Source organism: uncultured Alcanivorax sp. (genome assembly GCF_947258575.1).
In the GTDB taxonomy this organism is placed as follows: Bacteria; Pseudomonadota; Gammaproteobacteria; order Pseudomonadales; family Alcanivoracaceae; genus Alcanivorax.
In genome coordinates this window covers 122236-141977 of sequence record NZ_CAMYIV010000009.1, presented here as the reverse complement: position 1 = coordinate 141977, position 19742 = coordinate 122236, and the positions used below count along the sequence as shown (strand labels likewise).

19 protein-coding genes are annotated in these 19742 nt (G+C 60.6%); 7 read left to right on the top strand and 12 right to left on the bottom strand.

The genetic code is table 11. The annotated features are described in order from the left end of the window. The 5 genes from Q0Y02_RS09480 to Q0Y02_RS09460 are packed head-to-tail and all read left to right on the top strand — an operon-like array spanning position 1 to position 8095. A complete protein-coding gene (locus tag Q0Y02_RS09480) occupies positions 1 to 3828 on the top strand; it encodes a YhdP family protein (RefSeq protein WP_297767238.1) in 3828 nt (1275 codons plus the stop codon). Continuing rightward, the gene (locus tag Q0Y02_RS09475; protein ID WP_297767236.1) at positions 3825 to 4673 is read left to right on the top strand and encodes a carbon-nitrogen hydrolase family protein; all 849 of its coding nucleotides are present in this window, start codon (positions 3825 to 3827) and stop codon (positions 4671 to 4673) included. The genes Q0Y02_RS09480 and Q0Y02_RS09475 overlap by 4 nt, the downstream gene beginning before the upstream one ends. Continuing rightward, a complete protein-coding gene (tldD, locus tag Q0Y02_RS09470) occupies positions 4663 to 6105 on the top strand; it encodes a metalloprotease TldD (RefSeq protein ID WP_297767234.1) in 1443 nt (480 codons plus the stop codon). The genes Q0Y02_RS09475 and tldD overlap by 11 nt, the downstream gene beginning before the upstream one ends. Further along, on the top strand, positions 6105 to 6566 hold the full coding sequence (locus Q0Y02_RS09465; protein WP_297767232.1) for a cyclic nucleotide-binding domain-containing protein: 462 nt from the start codon (positions 6105 to 6107) through the stop codon (positions 6564 to 6566). Before tldD ends, Q0Y02_RS09465 begins: the two co-directional genes overlap by 1 nt. 53 nt (positions 6567 to 6619) lie before the next feature. Continuing rightward, positions 6620 to 8095 (top strand): C13 family peptidase, encoded by a 1476-nt coding sequence (locus Q0Y02_RS09460; RefSeq protein ID WP_297767230.1) that lies wholly within the window; start codon positions 6620 to 6622, stop codon positions 8093 to 8095. 167 nt (positions 8096 to 8262) lie between these two features. Here Q0Y02_RS09460 and yjgA read toward each other — a convergent pair whose 3' ends face one another. Then, positions 8263 to 8802: a ribosome biogenesis factor YjgA gene (gene yjgA / locus Q0Y02_RS09455; RefSeq protein ID WP_297767228.1), complete on the bottom strand. Its 540-nt coding sequence runs from the start codon at positions 8800 to 8802 to the stop codon at positions 8263 to 8265. A gap of 36 nt (positions 8803 to 8838) precedes the next feature. Here yjgA and pmbA point away from each other — a divergent pair, with 36 nt between their 5' ends. After that, entirely contained in the window at positions 8839 to 10194 is a 1356-nt protein-coding gene (gene pmbA, locus Q0Y02_RS09450) for a metalloprotease PmbA (RefSeq protein WP_297767226.1), read from the top strand. Positions 10195 to 10255: 61 nt separating this feature from the next. Further along, positions 10256 to 11011 (top strand): BPSS1780 family membrane protein, encoded by a 756-nt coding sequence (locus Q0Y02_RS09445; RefSeq protein WP_297767224.1) that lies wholly within the window; start codon positions 10256 to 10258, stop codon positions 11009 to 11011. Positions 11012 to 11063: 52 nt separating this feature from the next. Here the strand turns inward: Q0Y02_RS09445 and mgtE are convergent, their stop codons facing one another. The 11 genes from mgtE to Q0Y02_RS09390 form a co-directional block, all read right to left on the bottom strand. After that, on the bottom strand, positions 11064 to 12428 hold the full coding sequence (gene mgtE / locus Q0Y02_RS09440) for a magnesium transporter (RefSeq protein ID WP_297767222.1): 1365 nt from the start codon (positions 12426 to 12428) through the stop codon (positions 11064 to 11066). A 155-nt stretch (positions 12429 to 12583) separates the two neighbouring features. Next, positions 12584 to 12853, bottom strand: coding sequence for an HPr family phosphocarrier protein (locus Q0Y02_RS09435; protein WP_297767220.1), 270 nt, complete (start codon positions 12851 to 12853; stop codon positions 12584 to 12586). 8 nt (positions 12854 to 12861) lie between these two features. Further along, positions 12862 to 13713 carry an RNase adapter RapZ gene (gene rapZ, locus Q0Y02_RS09430; protein ID WP_297767219.1) on the bottom strand — a complete coding sequence of 284 codons (852 nt, stop codon included), beginning with the start codon at positions 13711 to 13713 and terminating at the stop codon, positions 12862 to 12864. A gap of 97 nt (positions 13714 to 13810) precedes the next feature. After that, entirely contained in the window at positions 13811 to 14284 is a 474-nt protein-coding gene (gene ptsN, locus Q0Y02_RS09425) for a PTS IIA-like nitrogen regulatory protein PtsN (RefSeq protein WP_290510648.1), read from the bottom strand. A 16-nt stretch (positions 14285 to 14300) separates the two neighbouring features. Then, positions 14301 to 14603 carry a ribosome-associated translation inhibitor RaiA gene (gene raiA, locus Q0Y02_RS09420; protein WP_035248094.1) on the bottom strand — a complete coding sequence of 101 codons (303 nt, stop codon included), beginning with the start codon at positions 14601 to 14603 and terminating at the stop codon, positions 14301 to 14303. A gap of 39 nt (positions 14604 to 14642) precedes the next feature. Next, positions 14643 to 16109 (bottom strand): RNA polymerase factor sigma-54, encoded by a 1467-nt coding sequence (locus Q0Y02_RS09415; RefSeq protein WP_297767215.1) that lies wholly within the window; start codon positions 16107 to 16109, stop codon positions 14643 to 14645. Positions 16110 to 16371: 262 nt separating this feature from the next. Further along, a complete protein-coding gene (gene lptB, locus Q0Y02_RS09410; protein ID WP_290510650.1) occupies positions 16372 to 17097 on the bottom strand; it encodes an LPS export ABC transporter ATP-binding protein in 726 nt (241 codons plus the stop codon). After that, positions 17094 to 17660, bottom strand: a complete 567-nt coding sequence (gene lptA, locus Q0Y02_RS09405) for a lipopolysaccharide transport periplasmic protein LptA (RefSeq protein WP_297767212.1) — start codon at positions 17658 to 17660, stop codon at positions 17094 to 17096. Before lptA ends, lptB begins: the two co-directional genes overlap by 4 nt. Beyond that, the gene (gene lptC, locus Q0Y02_RS09400) at positions 17635 to 18192 is read right to left on the bottom strand and encodes an LPS export ABC transporter periplasmic protein LptC (RefSeq protein ID WP_297767210.1); all 558 of its coding nucleotides are present in this window, start codon (positions 18190 to 18192) and stop codon (positions 17635 to 17637) included. Before lptC ends, lptA begins: the two co-directional genes overlap by 26 nt. Continuing rightward, on the bottom strand, positions 18189 to 18692 hold the full coding sequence (locus tag Q0Y02_RS09395; protein WP_297767208.1) for an HAD hydrolase family protein: 504 nt from the start codon (positions 18690 to 18692) through the stop codon (positions 18189 to 18191). The genes lptC and Q0Y02_RS09395 overlap by 4 nt, the downstream gene beginning before the upstream one ends. Next, positions 18693 to 19661 carry a KpsF/GutQ family sugar-phosphate isomerase gene (locus tag Q0Y02_RS09390; RefSeq protein ID WP_297767206.1) on the bottom strand — a complete coding sequence of 323 codons (969 nt, stop codon included), beginning with the start codon at positions 19659 to 19661 and terminating at the stop codon, positions 18693 to 18695. Between the last annotated feature and the right edge of the window lie 81 nt (positions 19662 to 19742).

The following is a 19742-nucleotide window of genomic DNA, read 5'->3' as shown; positions in this document are numbered from 1 at the left end:
ATGGCCTCGACCCGACCCAATCGCTGGCATCGACTTTATCCGTCCCTCTGGTGGCTGACGGTGGCCTTGCTGCTGCTGATGGCGGCCTACGTGGTGGTTGGCCGTCAGATGATGCTGCTGGTGCCGGATTATCGCGAACGGCTGGAAGTCCTCTTTGAAGAGCGTATCCAGACACCGCTGACCATCGCCGAGCTGGACGGCAAGATGTCCGGCTTGGTGCCCCAGTTTGTGGCCCGCCAGATTCGCTTGCCGGCCCCGGAAGGCGATACCGCTCTGGAGCTGGACGAAGTGGTGCTGGGCATCGACGTGTTCCGTTCTTTGTTGCACCGGGATCTGGTGCTTAAGGAGCTGCGTATTCATGGGGTGGAGCTGCATCTGGTGCGCGGCGAGGATGGCAGTATCCGACTGCGTGGCCTGGAGGCGCTGGGAAGCAATGACCCGGAGCAGCGGCCGCCGCTGGAGCGTATCCTCACCCTGTTTTACCGCCAGCAGTTGCTGGTGATCAGCGATGCCCGTTTGTCCATGGAGTGGCCGGGTATGCCGCCACTGGCAGCCTCCGAGCTGGAAGCCACCCTGATCAATCGGGGAGACGAGCACCGCCTGGCGTTGAACCTGGAGGCCCGGGATCGCCCGCTGTCTCTGCAGGCGCGCATTCATCTGCACGGCGATGCGTTTTCCCTGGAAGAGGTGGAAGCGGATTTGTACGCCAGCCTCAAGGGCGAGCGGCTGCACGAGTGGCTGCCCGAGGAGCTGGGGTGGCCGGTGCAGGTGGCAGCCCTGGATGGTCGCCTGAAGGTGTGGTCAACCCTGAAACAGGGACAGCCTCATGATGCCCGTATCAATCTGAATCTGCCTGCCCTGACCCTGCAGCAAAACGGTCAAGACTGGCCGATGACCGAGTTGTCGGCGCGGCTGGCCCTGGTTCGGGACGGCGAGCGCGCGACCCTGTCCCTGACCAACCTGTCCGGTGACTCGCCAGCCGGTACTCTCAACCTGGGTGATCTGGCGCTGCGCTGGCAGACCCGGGGGGAGCAGCGGCAATGGCAGTTTCGGGGCAATGAATTGCCTCTCCACGCGCTCAGCCAGCAGTTTCAGCAGTGGCCTTTTGCTTTGCCCGATAACCTGCAACAGGTCCGTGAACGTTTGAAGGTGCAGGCGCCACGGGGCCTGCTGGATGGTGTTTATCTGCGTGGACGCGCCCGGCAAGTGGAGAAATTCCAGTTGCGCTTCACCGGTCTGTCGAGCCAGGCGCAGGACCGGATACCGGGTGTGCAGGGGCTTTCCGGCTGGGTGTCGGGCAGCGCTTCTGAAGGGCTGACGCACCTGCACAGCGACAATCTGAGCCTGCAATTTCCGCGGCTTTATGACCATGCCCTGGGTGGCCAGATCAGCGGGCTGCTGGACTGGCAGCGTGATGGCGAACAGCTGCTGGTGCGCTCCGGGCGGTTGCGCGTGGTCAATCCGGATGCCCATGGCGAGGCGCTCATGCAGCTCAGTCTGCGCCCCGAGCAGATTCCGCAATTGCGCCTGGCGGCAGAAATCTACGAAGGCAACGGTGCCCGCGCCAGCCATTACATGCCGCTCAAGCGGTTACCCGAGGGGTTGTCTGGCTGGCTTGGGCAAGCTATCCAGGGCGGGTATCTGCAGCGTGGGCAGATTCTTTACCAGGGCCCGGTAAAAATCGACAAGAGCCGCCAGCAGGATCGCACCTTGCAGATGCGCTATCAGGGTCGCGATGTGCGCCTGTCTTTTCTGCCGGATTGGCCAGTAGCCAGCGACGTGTCGGCGGATGTGCTGATCAATGGTCGCCAGGTACGCGGGCTGGCTCGCAGCGGGACATTACTGGGCAGCAAGCTGCAGGATGTACACGTTGATGTGCCGGATTTTGCCACCGGCGAGACGCCGAAGCTGATTATTTCCGGTCGGGCTCAAGGGCCGGTCAAGGATCTGGATACGCTCTTTCAGGATACGCCCCTGCGGAAACAGCTTCCCGAAGAGCTGCTGGACTGGCGTTTCCGGGACGGCAGTATGGCGGGCTATCTGTTGCTGGATATTCCGCTGCAAAAAGACAGCGGCACACCGGTGGTGATTGTGGATGCCCAGGTGAACGATGCCACCCTTCACAATACGCCACGCAAACTGCAGGTAACCGAGGCCTCGGCGCCAGTCTATTTTCATCTGCGTGATGGCATGCAGATCGACCGGCTGCAGGCCCGGGCCCTGGGAGGTCAATTCGGTGGCCAGTGGCTGACCCGTGATGGCCGTAGCCGCTTGCAGCTCGATGGCAGCCTGCCCATGAAGCAGGCGGCAAACTGGCTGGGTTTCCCCTGGCTGAAGCCTCTCTCCGGGCAGCTGCCACTGGGGCTGACCGTGCAGATTCCCTGGCAGGGCACCCCGTTTTCACTGCGAGCGGCCTCGTCGATGAAAGGGATTACCGTGGATGCGCCGGCGCCACTGGGCAAGTCTGCCCAGGCAACCCGGCCGCTGGATATCCGCCTCAGTAATCCGGGTGGACGTTTGGCGCTGGACATGGAATACGGCGGGTTGCTGCGAGGGGCATTGCGCATCGACAAGCGCGTGCGGGGTGATCTGCTGGTGGGCAGCGGCACCTTGCAGGTGCCCGCCGAGGGGATCCAGGTGCGCGGCCGGTTGGCTAATGCCAGTGTGGAACCCTGGATCGACTTTATCGGCAACCGGCTGGTGCCTTCGCTGAATGCCGGCACGGCTGGCGGGGTGGCTACCGCCGATGCCTCGCTGAGCAAGGTCAGCCTGCAGGTGGATCGCCTGGACCTGTTTGGCATGGAGGTAGCCGATACCCGGCTCTCGGTGCTGCCGGCGGCCGCTGGCTGGGATATGGCGCTGAGTAGCCGTGCGGTGGCCGGGTCCGTGCGTATCCCGGACGGGTTCACCGCCCGGGGAGAGGTGCCGCTGGCCATGTCGGTGTCCCGTCTCAATCTGAACCTGCCCGAGGGGGCACTCGGTGATGATGGGGAATCCGCACCGGTGTCGCCGCTAACGCTGCCGCCGCTGGATGCGGATTTCAACAGTATCGTTATCAATGGTGAGGACTACGGCCAGTGGCAAGGCAAGGTGCGGCCGGTGAAACAGGGCGTGCGTATTTCCGATCTGGACGGGCGCTGGCGATCCAGTCGTTTCCAAGGCACGCTGGACTGGACCGAGGAAGCCGGCAAGCCGTACAGCCGCTTCAACGGCAGCCTGTCCTCGGACAATCTTGGCCGCTCCCTTAACGCCTGGGGTTTGCCGGCATTGATAGAGTCCGATGATGCCCGCGCCCAGGTGGTGCTGGGTTGGGCTGACTGGCCATTGAATATGGATTATCTGGCCCTGGAGGGGCAGACCCAGGTGGATATCGGGGAATGCCGGATTCCGGATACCGATACCAGGACGTCTTTCCTGCGTCTGCTGGGTATTCTCAATATCGGCACGATCCAGCGTCGTTTGCGGCTGGATTTCTCGGACCTGTACAAGAAAGGCATGAGTTGCGACAGCATTACTGGCGACTTCTCCATCGATGGCCCCCGGGTGGCTACATCCAATCTGGCCATTGATTCGCCGTCAGCCGCGATTCGCGTCAAGGGCGCCATTGATCTGGAAAAGGAAACCCTGGATCACAACATGGAGGTCACCCTGCCATTGTCCAGTAACCTGTATGCGGGCTGTCTGGCTGGGCCAGCTGCCTGTGCGGGTATTTTTGTGGTGGAGCGGATCTGGGGCGATCGGCTCGACAAGACCACCACCATGGAATACCGGGTAACCGGTAACTGGAGCAGCCCACAGGTGAAAGAGACCGAGGGGATATTCGAATGACGGTGCAACGCTATCAGATTGCCGCCATCCAGATGACCAGCGGCAAGCAGCCCGATGACAACCTGCGCCAGGCGGAAACGCTACTGGCCGAGGCCCGGCAAAAGGGTGCCGAGCTGGCCGTGTTGCCGGAAAATTTCGCCGGCTACGGCGGTGATTACCGGGTGCTGGGTGAGCGTCATGACGAGCTGGTCGGCTGGTTGTGTGAGCAGGCCCGCAGCCTGGGTATGGCGATCATCGGTGGCAGTCTGCCCGCCCTGCAGCGCCCGGATGGGCAGCCGGTACCATCGCCGCTTGTGCGCACCTGCTCCATCGCGGTAAACGCTGCCGGGGAGCGCTTGGCCCGTTACGACAAGCTGCATCTGTTCGATGCGGATGTGCAGGATGCCCAGGGCCGTTATCGTGAGTCGGATTTCTTTGAACCCGGCCAGGAAGTGGTGACCGCCTCTCTGGGGGAGCTGCAGGTGGGCATGGCGATCTGTTATGACCTGCGCTTTCCGGCCCTGGCCCAGCGGCTGGTTGCCGCCGGGGCCCAGCTGTTGGTCTATCCCTCTGCGTTTACTGCGGTCACCGGTGCGGCCCACTGGCAATTGCTGCTGCGTGCCACGGCGGTGCAGACCGGCTGTTATGTGCTGGGCGCCAACCAGTGCGGCCAGCACGGCCCGCGTCGGGCCACCTATGGGCATTCCATGCTGGTGGACCCCTGGGGCCGGGTGGTGGATAGTCTGAGCGATTCTCCCGGTGCTCTTGTGGCCGAGCTGGACCTTGCTACCATGAATGAGCTTCGGCAAAGCATGCCGGTTCAACAGCATCAACGATTCCGAATTGAAGGACCCTATGACACATAATGACGCCCTCTCCATTGCCGAGTCCGTACTGCTGGCGCCGGCAAACCTGCACACCCCGCAATTGGCGTCGCTGCTGAACGGCAAACTGACCGGCCAGGCAGATTATGCCGACATGTATTTCCAGCACAGCCGCCATGAGGCCTGGGTACTCGAAGACGGTATCGTCCGCGATGCCAGCTTCAATACCGAGCGCGGCGCCGGCGTGCGCATTGTCCAGGGCGACAAGACCGGGTTTGCCTATAGTGATGACATCACCCTGGACGCGTTGCAGCAGGCCAGCGGTGCGGCCCGTGCCATTACCCGACATGGTCAGGACCGGCAGATCCAGCTTGCCAGCCGGGCGGTGCCGGCCCGTTATGCCGCCATTGATCCGCTACTGGGCTGGCCCGCCGAAGACAAGGTGGCCCTGCTGCAACGTATCGATGCCCTGGCCCGCTCACTGGACCCGGCCATCGTGGAAGTCACGGCCAGCCTCAGTGCTGAACAGGATGTGATCATGGTTGTCGCCAGTGACGGCACCCTGGCGGCGGATGTGCGGCCTTTGATCCGCTGCAATGTGAGCGTGATCGCCGAACGCAATGGCCGCCGCGAGCGCGGCAGTGCCGGCGGTGGTGGTCGGGTGGCCTACGACTGGCTGTTGCAGGAAGAGCGAATCGAAACCTGGGCCCGGGAAGCCGTACGTGGCGCCTTGCTGAACCTGGACGCCGAAGCGGCACCGGCAGGCACCATGCCGGTGGTACTGGGGCCGGGCTGGCCCGGTGTGCTGTTGCACGAAGCGGTGGGTCATGGTCTGGAAGGCGATTTCAATCGCAAGGGCACTTCCATGTTCGCCAAAAAATTTGGTCAGCAGGTGGCATCGCCCCTGTGTACCGTAGTGGATGATGGCACCCTGCCGGATCGCCGAGGCTCTCTGACCATCGACGACGAAGGCACCCCTACCGCCTGCAATACCCTGATCGAAAACGGCAAACTGGTGGGCTTCATGCAGGACAAGACCAACGCCCGGCTGATGGGTGTGGCTCCCACCGGTAACGGCCGCCGGGAATCCTATGCCCACCTGCCCATGCCACGCATGACCAACACCTACATGCTGCCCGGTGAGAGTGATCCGCAGGATATTGTTGCCAGTCTCGACCGCGGCATTTACGCGGTAAATTTCGGTGGTGGCCAGGTGGATATCACCTCCGGGCGTTTTGTATTTTCCACCAGCGAAGCCTACCTGGTGGAGAAGGGCAAAATCGTCTGCCCGGTGAAAGGCGCCACCCTGATCGGTAGCGGCGCGGAAGTGATGAGCCGCATCTCCATGGTGGGTAATGATCTGGCCCTGGACAGTGGCATCGGCGTTTGCGGCAAGGACGGTCAGTCCGTGCCGGTAGGGGTGGGGCAGCCCACCCTGCGGGTGGACGCCCTCACCGTGGGGGGCACTGCCTGATGTCCCAGGTACTGGATGTTCTGTCACGCATGCGTCTGTTCGCCGGGCTTAGTGATGAAGAACTGGCGGTACTGGAAAAACTGGTGTTTGTTAACCGGGTCCCTGCCGGGGAGCCGGTATGCCGGGAAGGGGACCGCAGTGATTTTGTCTGTTTTGTGGTGCGCGGTTGCCTGGATATCGTCAAGAACAGCGAAGCCGGCGGCGAGGTGGTGATTGCCCATCTGCGACCGGGTGACTCCATGGGCGAGATGGCGCTGGTGGATCACGAGCCTCGTTCGGCCACGGTCCGTGCCGCCGAGGATGCCACCCTGATCGTGCTCACCCGCAAGGGTATCGAGCAATTGCGCAAGCGCAGCCCCCATGCGGTCAGTCTGATCATGGAAAACATTGCCCGACTGCTATGCGTGCACCTGCGCCGCACCTCGTCACAGCTGGCCCAGTTCAAACTGCCGGTAGGATAACAAACGCTAATAAATACGTTACGGGTTTACCGATGAAAGTATTCTGCCTTGGAATGGTTCTGGTTGCGCTGGTTGGCTGTGATCCGGTGCAGTGGCCGGCGGATCTGCGTTTGCCGGACGGGGCGGTGTATGACGGTGACACCCGTGATGATCTCTTTCATGGCGAAGGTACGCTGACCTGGCCGGATGGTCGCTACTACGAAGGGGAATTCCGCGAAGGGCGGCTTAATGGCCACGGCAAACTGGTGGACCGTCGCGGCTGCGCTCAGGAAGGTCAGTTTGTCGACGGCGTTCTGCACGGGGAAGGGCAGTTCACCTGTGACGATGCCACCTGGCAGGGTCGGTTCGAACAGGGTGAGCTGATTGAGGGCACCGTCAGCTATGAGAGCGGCGGCTCTTACCAGGGGGAATTCCGTGATTTTGCTCCCCATGGCCAGGGACTCTGGGTCACCGAAGATGGTGCGCACTACGAAGGCCGGTTCGAGGATGGCGAGCTGCTCGAGGGCAGCTACCGGGACGAAGAAGGTTACCGGTATGAAGGGGCGTTTCGCTATTTTTCCTACCACGGTCAGGGGGCACTGACCCGCCCGGATGGGGTGGTGATTCGTGGCCAGTTTGAAAACGGCTATGCCCACGGCAGCGGCACACGCATTCAACCGGCTGAGGGCGACGGTGAGCCGCAGGAAGAAAAAGGGTATTTCGTGCGTGGCCGCTATTACGCCAGTGAGCAGGCCTACCGGCAAAATCGCCATGCCCGGGCAGCAAAAATGGAGGCGAGGCTGTACACCGAATCCAGCCGTTTGCAGTCGGTGCTGTCATCCCTGGCACCACAGCGGCCCGGAGTGCGCGACGTTTACCTGCTGGTGGTGGGTGGTGATGGAACAGAGGCTGTGTTTGCCCGGGAAGTGGATTGGGTGGCGGAGCGGCTGGGCTCGGTATTCGACCTCAAGCGTCGGCAGGTGCGTCTGATCAACGGCGGCAGCGATGATCTGCCCCTGGCGACTCGAACCAGTGTACGTGAAGCGCTGGAAGCGCTGGATGCCTTGCTGGATCCGCAAGAAGATCTGCTCATGGTGCATCTGGTCAGCCACGGCTCGAAAGAGGGCGACCTGTTACTGGATGACCGAAACCTCAAGCTCAATGATCTGAGTGTGGCGGATGGCAAGCAATGGCTGAATGGGCTGCAGGCAAAGCATCAGTGGCTGGTGGTGTCGGCCTGCTATTCCGGAAAATGGGTAGACGCCCTGGCTTCCCCCCAGCGGGTAGTGTTTTCCTCTGCAGCGTCAGACCGTACCTCTTTCGGTTGCGGTGACGATTCCGACCGTACCTGGTTCAGCAAGGCGTTGTATGGCGAAGATATGGCTGCCGGCATTGACGATCCGGAAGCCTGGTTTGCCGCTGCCAACGAGAAGGTTTCGCGGATGGAAGAAGAGCAGGGCATTGAGGGCGATGCGCACTCCATGCCGCAAAAGGCGGTAGGGGCGGCATTTTTGCGCTGGTGGCAGGGCAAGGCAGTTAACAGTGAATAGTTAACAGTTAATAGCGAAAACCCGCGAGTGATAGGAACGTAGGGTGAACTAGCCGCAGGCGTAATCCACCATGCTTTCCTCGCATTGCCCTCACCATGTGTGAAACCGAAGGTGGATTACGCTTAGGCTAATCCACCCTACGCCAGCCGCATGAAGCGTTTCTCATCTCAATAGAGAGGTGCGGTTTTGTCCAGCTGGTTCAGGTAGCTCATCAGCTTGCGCCGCTCGCGTTTGAACTTGTCTTTTTCTGCGGCAGACGCCGTGGTCGGGTCGTCAACGCGGGCCTTGAGTGCATTACGGCTCAGGTTGCGCAGTTGCTGGCGGTCACCGTGGGGGAAGAAGTCCAGGACTTGCTGCAGGGTGCTTTCTGCGTCCCTGGGCTGGTCGCAGGCCATGATCTGTTCTACCCAGTTGGTCAGCCGTTGCTGGCGGAACGGATCATGAAACGCTTCCAGCGCCTGGATGATCTGCTCGCTGTTGGATTCGCGCATCAGGCGGCCGATGTACTGGGCATGGCGACGGCGAGCCTCGTGGTGGTTGATGCGGCCGGCTTCGTCCAGGGCCTTTTTCAGCTCATCGCCCAGGGGCAGTCGCTCGCGCTCTGCCGGCTTCATGTCCATTAACGAGAGTCCCAGCTCCTGCAAAGCACTGTCATCGCGTTTTTGTTGTGTCTTGCTGGTCAGCAGGTCGTCGTTATACTCGGTCATTACATTTTCTGATTCTGGTTACGGAACCGCTATTTTATGTCTGATTCACCCGCAACGACAGCAGTACTGGATATTGCCCAATTACGCCAGGCGGAAGATACGGCCGCCTGGGTGCTGGAAGAGGCGAAACGGCAGGGTGCCGATGGCGCGGAAGTGAATGTGAGCCTGTCCCAGGGGTATTCGGTCAATGTGCGCCAGGGGGAGGTGGAAACCGTGGAATTCCACCGTGATCGCGGTGTGTCGGTGACCCTGTTCCGTGGCCAGCGCAAGGGGCACGCCAGCAGTTCCGACGACAATCGTGACAGCCTGCGCGACACCATCCAGGCGGCGGCCTCCATTGCCCGCTACACCGAGGAAGATCGTTATGCAGGTCTGGCGCCGGCCTCAATGCTGGCTCGAGAGGTGCCGGACCTGGACCTGTATCATCCCTGGGCAATGGATACCCAGGCGGCTATCGACGAGGCATTGCGCTGTGAAACCATTGCCCGCAATGATGACCGTATCGTCAATTCGGAGGGCGCGTCCATCAACAGCGGTGCCAGCCTGCGTGTCTTTGCCACCTCGGAAGGTTTTCTGCACGGCTATCGTGGCACCCATCATAGCCGGGTCTGCAGCGTGGTGGCGGAAGACGATGATGGCATGCAGCGCGATTACTGGTACGACGGAGGTCGCATCGGCGAGCGGTTAGCCAGCGCCGAAGAGATTGGTGAAAAAGCCCGTGAGCGGACCCTGGCGCGGCTGGGGGCGAGTATTCCCGAGACCGGTGAGTTGCCAGTGATTTTTGCGCCGGAGGTGGCCTCCGGTCTGCTGGGTCACCTGGTCTCGGCCATCAGCGGTGGCGCCCTTTACCGTCGCAGCTCCTTCCTGCAGGACAGTATCGGTACCGCAGTGCTGCCCAAGGGGTTTGCGCTGACAGAGAATCCCCATCTGTCTGCCGGCAATGCCTCTGCCCCTTTCGATGGTGATGGCCTGCCCACTCGTGCCCAGTCTTTCGTGGAGGATGGCGTACTGCGCCAGTATGTACTGGGGCTTTATGCTGGTCGCCGTTTGCAGATGGAGCCCACCGGCAATGGTGGCGGGGTGCGTAACCTGTCTATTACCGATACCGGCGAGTCACTGGCAGCGTTAATGGCCCGGGTGCCGAAAGGCATTCTGATCACGGAAGTCATGGGGCAGGGGGTGAACCTGGTGACCGGAGACTATTCCCGTGGCGCTAGCGGTTTCTGGTTTGAGAACGGTGTCATACAAGGAGCGTTGCAAGAGTTTACCATTGCGGGGCATTTGGGGGAGATGCTCAAGGGTATTCAGGGTAGCGGTACCGATGTGGATTATCGGGGTAACATCGCCAGCGGCTCGCTGTTGTTGTCGCCCATCAAAATCGCAGGGCGATAGCGATACGTTGTATCCGGGCATTTTCAATGGATGAAAATTTTTTTCGGGAAAGGAGCAAACCGTGAGTGAAATCAATCCGTATCAACAGCCGCAGGCCGAGCTGGTTGACGACAATAATCCGCCGGCGCAGCCGCTGACCATTCTGGCCGAGCCGCGCAAGATCAGTGCGGGGGACGCACTGGGCTGGATCAGCAGTGGTCACAAGATGCTGCCGGGGCACTGGGGTGTGGTGCTGGGGGCCCTGGTGGTCACCGTGCTGATTACCTCTGCGTTCCAGATCATTCCGTTGCTTGGCATGATCGCTCAGATTCTGGCGACGCCTCTGCTATACGCGGGGATCGTGAAAATCTTCCATCGCATGGAAACCGAGGGCACCTCGGACTTCGCCGACCTGTTCGCCGCGTTTTCTGATCGAACCGGCCCACTGATTCTGATGGCACTGGCTCAGCTCGGCGTGATGCTGCTGCTCGGGATTGTCTTTGGCGGGCTGGGTTATGCACTGGGTGCCGGCGGTGGCGCTAACACCGGGGCCATGGTGGTGCTTGGCCTGTTGGGGCTGGTGGCCATGTTTGGCTTCGTCTATCTGTTCTATTTCACCGTGCCGTTGATCTTCCTGGGCAACAAGGGTGTGGGCGAAGCCATGAAGCTGAGCCTGCGCGGCTTCACCCGCAACGTGATTCCCTTGATCGTTTACCTGCTGGTAACCATGGTGATCGTGCTGGTGGCTGCCTTGCCATTGCTGCTGGGTTGGCTGTTCGTCATGCCGATTCTGGCCGGCGCCTACTACGTGTCTTTCCGGCAGATTTTTGTGGAATAAATTCTGCGGCAAAGCATGACAAGAAAGGCGCCACTCGATGGCGCCTTTTTTTTCAGACCAGCAGATGGGCGTAGAGCACGGTGGCCAGGCCCAGGAAGGCAAAGAAGCCCACGATATCGGTGATGGTGGTGAGCACCACGGAGCCCGCCAGGGCCGGGTCGATGCCCATCTTTTTCATGATCATGGGCAGCAGGGCGCCGGCACAGGCGGCCATGATCAGATTGATGATCATGGCGGCGGCGATGACCAGGCCGATACTGGGGTCGTCGAACCACAGGGCGGCGGTAATGCCGATCACCGTGGCCCACAGCACGCCGTTCAATGCCCCCACGGACAGCTCCTTGACCAGCAGATAGCGAGTATTGCTCGACTGGATCTGCCCCAATGCCATGGCGCGGATCACCAGGGTCAGGGTCTGGCTGCCGGCGATACCGCCCATGCTGGCAACGATAGGCATGAGAATGGCCAGCGCCACCACTTTTTCCAGGGTGGCTTCGAACAGTCCGATGACGGCGGAAGCCGCCAGCGCAGTCAGCAAGTTGATGCCCAGCCAGACGGCCCGGCGGCGAGCGGTCTGCCAGACGGAACCGAAGGTGTCCTCGTCTTCATCCAGACCGGCCATGCTCATCAGTGAGTGGTCGGCTTCCTCGATAATCACGTCTACCACGTCATCAATGGTAATCCGGCCCACCAGCATGCCGTCTTCGTCCACCACCGGGGCGGTTACCAGATCCTGGCGTTCGAAGATCTTGGCCACTTCGTGAGCGGGCAAGGTGGCGGGGATGGATTCGGTATCGGTGATCATGGCCTCGCGCACGGTGGTGCCGGGGTCGCTGATCAGGACCTTGGTCAGCGGCAGCAGCCCGATAAACTGGTTGCGGCGATTGACCACCGCCAGGTTATCGGTGGTGCGAGGGATTTCGCCTCGTCGGCGCAGATAGCGCTGCACGACCTCGAAGGTGATTTCCGGGCGGATGGTAATGACATCCGTGTTCATCAGGCCCCCGGCGGTATCCTCCGGGTAACTCATTACCTGTTCCAGCCGATCCCGGTTCTGCGCGTCCAGGCTGGCCATGACCTGGCTGGTGACGTGGTCCGGCAATTCCTGTAACAGGTCGGCCAGGTCATCGGTGTCCAGCTCTTCCACCAGCGAGACCAGCTCGTCGGTGCTCAGGTTGCGCAGCAGTTCAACCCGCACTTCCTCGCCCAGATACTGGAGGACTTCGCTTTCCTGGTCCTTGCTCAGCAGTTGCCAGAGAATTTCCCGTTCCCGGGGAGGGAAGGATTCCAGCAAATGCGCCGCTTCAGCACCGGGCAGATTATTGAACAGCTGACGGACCTGGGTGTAGGTGCCGCTGGACAAGGCGCGGTTGATGATTTTGTGGTGCTGTTGGCTACGGCTGGTATCAGCGGGCATCGAAGAATCAGTTAACAGTTAACAGTGAATAGTTAACAGCGGGAACAATGTGTGCTGCTGCTCGGACTTGGATAAACCAACAGTAACAGCCCTTCGGGGCATGTGGTACTTGATTTTTTAGCTGTTCACTATTCGCTGTTAACTTTTAACTGTTTTCATTCTTCTTCATCAAAGCGGCGGGCGAACAGATCGGTGAGTTCTTCCATGGCGGCGGTTTCATCGTTGCCGTCAACCTGAAAGGTGACGCTGGTGCCCTTGGCGGCGCCAAGCATGAGCAGCCCCATGATGCTTTTGGCGTCGATGGGGCTGCCGTTGTGAATCACATGAATGCGGCTTTCATAGCGGGAGGCCACGCTGACCACCTTGGCGGCAGCACGGGCATGCAGGCCAAGCTTGTTGATGATATCCAGTTGTTTTTCGATCATTGAGTGGCTTAATCCAGTTCGCGGTGGCGGACCTGAAGGGTGGTGCCCTCATCGCGTAGCCGTTTTGCCAGTTGTTCGGTAATGAATACCGAACGATGGCGGCCGCCAGTGCAGCCAATGGCGACAGTCACATAGCTGCGATCGCTGTCAGCAAACGCCGGCAGCCAGCGTTTTACGAAATGATGAATATCTTCAAGCATGTCGTGGCTGGCCTGGTGCTGCTGGAGGAAATCGATAATGGCGTCATCGCGGCCGGTAAAGGGCCGCAGGTCGGCCCGCCAGTGCGGGTTGGGCAGCACCCGCACGTCAAACACCAGGTCGGCATCGTTGGGCAGGCCGTTCTTGAAACCGAAGGATTCCAGCTGCAGGGACAGGGCGGCGCTGCGATTGGCTACCCGTTCGCGCATCAGGTTACGCAGGCTGTGAACGTCATAGTTGCTGGTGTCGATCACCAGGTCGGCGCGCAGGCGGATATTGGACAGCAATTCCCGCTCATGCTGGATGGCTGCTTCCACGGAGCCTTGCTGGGCGCCCAGCGGGTGTCGCCGGCGGGTGGCGCTGAAGCGCTTGAGCAGAGTGTTGTCGTCCGCATCCAGATAAATAATTTCGGTCTTTACCTGCTGCTGGTGCAGTGCATCCAGGATGGCGTCAAAAGCCAGTAACTGGGTGGGCAGGTTGCGCGCATCAATGCCTACTGCCGCTCGCTCTATGGGGAGCTCGCCCTGGTCAAGCTGTTCCGCAAGTGTCGGGAGCATGCCCACCGGCAGGTTGTCGACGCAGTAGTAGTTCTGGTCTTCCATGGCTTGCAGGGCGGTGGTTTTCCCCGAGCCGGATCGGCCGCTGATGATGGTGAGTTTCATGGTTGCACCGCTTGCACGCTATTTGCAGCACGTTGGCACGCAAAATGGATAGACGAGGGGATGTCCCGGGTGATGCCTGAAAGCGTGTTGCGTTCCTTCATGATGCCAGTCGCAGCTCCGCTTCGGATTCCACGGCGGTGTGATAAAGGTGGTGGTCGTTCTTGCTCAATCGCAGCTCGGCACGGTAATCGTCGTCGTTGAACAGGGACGCCAGGTGGCTGAGGGTTTTCAGGTGCTGTTCCGGGTTTTCCTGGGGAACCAGCAGTACAAAAACCAGATCTACCGGGCGACCGTCAACGGCGTCAAAATCGATGGGGGTAGAGAGTTTCAGCAGCAGCCCGATGGGTTGCTGGCAGTGACCAAGACGACAGTGAGGAATGGCGATGCCTTCACCGATGCCCGTGGAGCCCAGCTTTTCCCGGGCTACCAGGGCGTCGAAGACCTCCTGTTCGTTGAGGCTGTCGCAGCCGGCCGCGGCCAGCTGCGCAACCTGGTCCAGCAGCTGTTTCTTGCTGCTGGCCTGCACCTCGCTATGGGTGCGTGCTTCGGTGAGTAGTTCGCGAACTCGCATAATTGTCGCTTTGGGTTCAGTGGCCGCCGTGCTTGTGGCTGACGGCCTTTTCCTTGTGTTTGAGGATCTGGCGGTCGAGCTTGTCCGTCAGCTTGTCGATGGCAGCGTACATGTCGACTGCTTCAGCGGTGGCGAAGACGTCGGCCCCGGAAATATGGATAGTGGATTCCGCCTTGTGGGTCTTGGGTTCCGGGGAAAGGATCACCTGGACACTGGTAATCTGGTCGAAATGCCGTTCAAGACGGGAGAATTTGTCTCCTACGTAGGCTCGCAAAGCATCGGTAATTTCCAGGTGATGACCGCTGATATTAATTTGCATGGCTGGCTCCTTTACCTGCTCGTTGGGCCGTCCCGGCGCCTACACCAAACGCTTGCGGGCGCTGGATGACGGTATTCTCATCGCCTCACGGTACTTGGCGACTGTCCGGCGCGCTACATTGATTCCCTGCTCATTCAGCAAGCTTGCAAGCTTGTTGTCGCTGAGCGGTTTGCGGGGATTCTCGGCAGCGACCAGCTTCTTAATAATGGCACGAATAGCGGTGGAGGAACACTCACCGCCGCCGTCTGTTCCCACGTGGCTGGAGAAGAAATACTTCAACTCAAAGACGCCGCGGGGTGTCATCATGTATTTCTGGTTGGTGACCCGACTGATGGTCGATTCGTGCATCTCGACGGCGTCGGCAATGTCGGCCAGAACCAGGGGTTTCATGGCCTCTTCCCCATAGTCGAAGAAGTCCTGCTGAACGTCAACGATGCGGGTTGCCACCTTCAGCAGGGTGTCGTGGCGGCTTTGCAGGCTCTTGATGAACCACTTGGCTTCTTGCACGCAGTTGCGCAGGTACTGGCCATCCTCGCCACCGGCCTTGCGGGCCATGGAGGCGTACTGCTGCTGCAAATTGACCTTGGGCAGCACCTCCTCGTTCAGGCTGACCTGCCAGCGCCCCTGGTGCTGGCGTACGATCACGTCCGGCACCGCGTAATCCACCTGGCTTTCCCCAATCTGTTCGCCGGGAGCCGGGTCCAGGGTGCGTAGCAGCGAGAGGGCGTCCAGCAGGTTTTCTTCGCTGATCTGCAGTACCCGGCGCAGGGCGGCGTAGTCGTGCTTTTCCAGTAGCTCGAGATGCCCGAGCAGGGCCAGGGCATAGTCCAGAAAGGGCGTGTCCGTGGGCAGTTGGCGCAGCTGCACCCGCAGGCAGTCGGCCAGATCCAGACTGGCAACTCCCACCGGGTCGAATTGTTGCAGGCGGTGCTGCACAGCCAGGACTTCATCGGCTTCCAGCTCGTCACCTTCGGTGAGCAGGTCATCCTGGGCGTTCATCATCGCCACGATGTCGTCCACGGTGACGGTCAGGTAGCCGCGATCGTCCAGGGATTCGATGATGGTCATGGCGATAATGCGGTCCACATCGCTCATGGGGGTCAGATTCAGTTGCCAGAGCAGGTGGTCCTGTAGATTGCCGGCCACACTATGGCGCTGCTGCCAGTCGTCGGCATCGTCGGGGAGGGCGCTGGAGGCGCTGCTGGTCTGGCCGGAATAAACATCGTCCCATTCCGTTTCGATGCCGGGTTCGTCATCCACGAACTCTTCCAGGGCATCGTCACGCTCGGTATCCAGCTCCTGGTCGTCCTGACGTTCCTCGTCAGCGTCAGGCAGGGATTCGTCACCGAAATCATCGGCCAGCTCCAGCAACGGATTACTTTCCACGGCCTGCTGAATCTCTTGACGCAGGTCCAGCGTGGAGAGCTGCAGGAGGCGTATAGCCTGCTGCAGCTGCGGAGTCATGGTCAGCTGCTGGCCGATTTGTAGTTGTAGGCTTGGCTTCATACTGCTCAGACTGGTGTCATCCCCAAAACCTGAGAATAACAGCCTATGCATAAGGCAAGCAATATTTGTGCCAATGGTGGTTGTGTGCTAGGAGGAAGGTAGTTAACAGTGAACAGTTAATAGTTAACAGCGCGCGGGGCAGGTTTTCTGTGTTTCAAGCCTTTCCGTCGCGAACAAGCTATGGGCGCGGCGGCTTGCTCAAAAATAGTGCATGCCCCGGCCGCGAGCTGTTAACTGTTCACTATTAACTATTTACTGCCTTTTACAGCCTGAAATCGGCCCCCAGATACACATCCCGCACCTGCTGGTTGCCAAGAATGGTGTCCGCATCGCCGGAGGCGATGATATGGCCGGCGCTGACGATGTAGGCGGTGTCGCAGATATCCAGGGTTTCGCGCACGTTGTGGTCGGTGATCAGTACGCCGATGCCGCGCTCTTTCAGATGGCGGATGATGCCCTTGATGTCGTTCACGGAAATCGGGTCCACGCCGGCGAAGGGTTCATCCAGCAGGATGAAATCCGGGTCGGTGGCCAGGCCGCGGGCGATTTCTGCCCGGCGCCGCTCACCGCCGGACAGGCTCATACCCAGGGAATCACGGATGTGGGTGATATGGAATTCCTTGAGCAGGCTTTCCATGCGTTCGTGACGCTCCGCCTTGCTCAGCTCCTTGCGGGTTTCCAGGATCGCCATGATGTTCTCTTCCACGGTCAGGCGGCGGAAGATGCTGGCTTCCTGGGGCAAGTAGCCGATGCCACGCTGGGCGCGGCCATGCATGGGCAGATGGGTGATATCCGCCTCGTTGATGTCGATCCGACCGGCGTCCGCTTCCACCAGTCCGACAATCATGTAGAAGCAGGTGGTCTTGCCGGCGCCATTGGGACCGAGCAGGCCGACGATCTGGCCGGCTTCCACGTCCAGGGAGACATCTTCGATGACCCGGCGACCCTTGTAGCTTTTTGCCAGGTGGTGGGCACGTAAATGGCTCATGGGGTGTTTGGCTCCGCCTCTGAGGAGGGCGCTACGGGCGCCTCGTCGTTTGCATTGTTGTCCGCAGGGGTGTCTTCCTTGGGCGTCTGGTTCTCGGCAGGGATCACCAGTCGTACCCGTTTGTCGCCTTCGCTGCTGGCGTCTACCCGCTTGGAATCCAGGCTGTATTCCACCTTGGCGCCTTCAAAGGTGTTGCCCAGGTGTTCAATGTAAGCATCGCCGGTGAGTACCAGGGTGCGTTGGCGAATGTCGTAGACCAGGTTATTGGCGTGGGCCTGCAGGTCCTCACCTTCTTCCATGCGCACCGGGGTGCCGGACGCTTCCACGCGGATCAGTTCGCCATCACGGGTAAACAGGCGCATCTCATCGGCAAACAGTTTCCGCTTGCCCTGTATCAGTTCCACATTGCCGCGATACAGCCCGCTGCCGGCGTCCTGTTCGAAACGTCCGGAGTCGGCGGTGACGGACACCGGCATTTGTGCTGGGGCGGCCACTGCGCTCACCGGCAGGGTCACAGCCAGGGCGATGGTGCAGGTTCTAAGAAGCCGGCGCGTCAAACTCACTCTTTACTCCTTTTTCAAGGGTCAGTATGCCCTTGTCGAGATCGGCCTCCAGCGCACCCGCGCGGGTCCTGCCGGATTCAAATTCTATGTCAACATCCCCGGGAGAGCTGGCGATGTTGGTCTCGCTGAGAAAGCGCAGTTCCTGGGTGTCCAGGGTGATTTTCTGTTGCTGGTTGCGGGCTGTCACGTCGCCGGAGAAGACAATCAGGTCGCCATTTTCTTGCACCACGCCCTGTTCGCTGACAATGGTCCAGCTGCCTTTGTCGTTGGCCATTTCCAGCTCGGGTTGCTGCATTTCCGTGAGTGGGTTGTGGTCGTATTGGGTCAGCGTCTCGGCGGTGAGATAGTACTGGAGACGGCCGTCCTCTTCACTAAAGGCGCGTGCAGTAATGTCCTTGGCGACAATGGCAGGCGCAGTGAGGATGGCATCCTCCTGGCCGGGCAGGGTGTCATCCCACTCGTGCAGGGTCATCAGCATGACCAGCCCCAGCATCAGAATGCCGGTGGCACTGAGCAGGCCCTGGCGCTTCATGCCGGGCTCCGTTGCGCCAGGATAGCGTCGCAGATTTCGCGAACCGCGCCTTCGCCGCCGCGCCGTTCGGTAATGTGATCGGCGGCTGTCTTGGCACAGTCATGGGCATTGGCCGGGGCAAAACTGATCTGGGCCCAGTCCAGGGCGCTTACGTCCGGTTCGTCATCGCCGGCATAGCCGGTCTCGCTGGCGGCGATACCCAGCTGTTCTGCCAGATCCGCCAGGGCGACGCCCTTGTCTTCACGACCCTGTATCACATGGGCGATGCCCAGGTCGGCGGCACGCTTGGCTACCATGGGTGTATTGCGACCGGTGATGATGGCCAGGGTGACGCCGCTGGCGGCCAGTTTTTTCAGACCGTGGCCGTCCAGGGTGTTAAATACCTTGATGGCTTCGCCTTCCGGGCTGAAGTAGATGCGCCCGTCGGTCATCACTCCGTCCACGTCGAAGGCCATCAGGCGCAGGTTCTGGGCATCAATGGATGAGAGCTGCAGAGGCATTTACACCACCCCCGCGCGCAGCAGATCCTGCATGTTGAAGGCACCAAGAGGCTTGTGGTCCTTGTCACAGACCATCAGGCCGTTGATTTTGCGGGTTTCCATGATCTGCAGGGCCTCGGCGGCCAGGTGGCCGGGTTCGATGGTGATCGGCTGAGCCACCATGACTTCATCAATGGTGGCCTGGCGAATGTCGATATCCCGATCCAGCATGCGGCGCAGATCGCCATCCGTAAAGATGCCGGCCAGGGTGCCATCGTCCCGGGTGATGGCGGTCATGCCCAGGCCTTTGCGGGTCATTTCCAGCAGGGCTTCGCTGAGCGGAGTGCCCGAGGCAACCACCGGCAGGCGCTCGCCAGCATGCATGATGTCGTCCACCTTGAGCAGCAGGCGTCGGCCCAGGCTGCCACCAGGGTGGCTCATGGCGAAGTCTTCAGGGGTGAAGCCGCGTGCTTCCAGCAGGGCGATGGCCAGGGCGTCGCCCATGGCGAGGGCCGCTGTGGTGGACGAGGTGGGTGCCAGATTGTGCGGGCAGGCTTCTTCACTGACTGCCACGGTCAGGTGCACATCAGAGAGTTGTGCCAGTGCGGATTGCGGGCGACCGGTCATGCCGATCAGGGCGGTGCCCTTGCGCTTTATCACCGGCAGAATGGCCAGCACTTCGGCGGTTTCTCCGGAATTGGACAGGGCGAGCACCACATCATCGGTGGTGATCATGCCCAGGTCGCCGTGTGAGGCCTCACCAGGGTGAACAAAGAAAGCCGGGGTGCCGGTGCTGGCCAGGGTGGCGGCCAGTTTGCTGCCCACATGGCCACTTTTGCCCATGCCAGTAACAATTACCCGGCCACGGGCGCCAAGCATCAGGTCGCAGGCGGCGGAGAAGCTGTCATCCAGGCTGTCTTTCAGGGCATCCACGGCTCTGGCTTCAATGTCCAGAACCCGCCGGCCCACGCCGATGTGGTTGTGACTCATTCATCTCTCCTCTGGTCGGGGCCGATTATACATTGCTGGGCAGGCCACGTTGACCCGAATTCTGTTTCATTTGGAACCGTT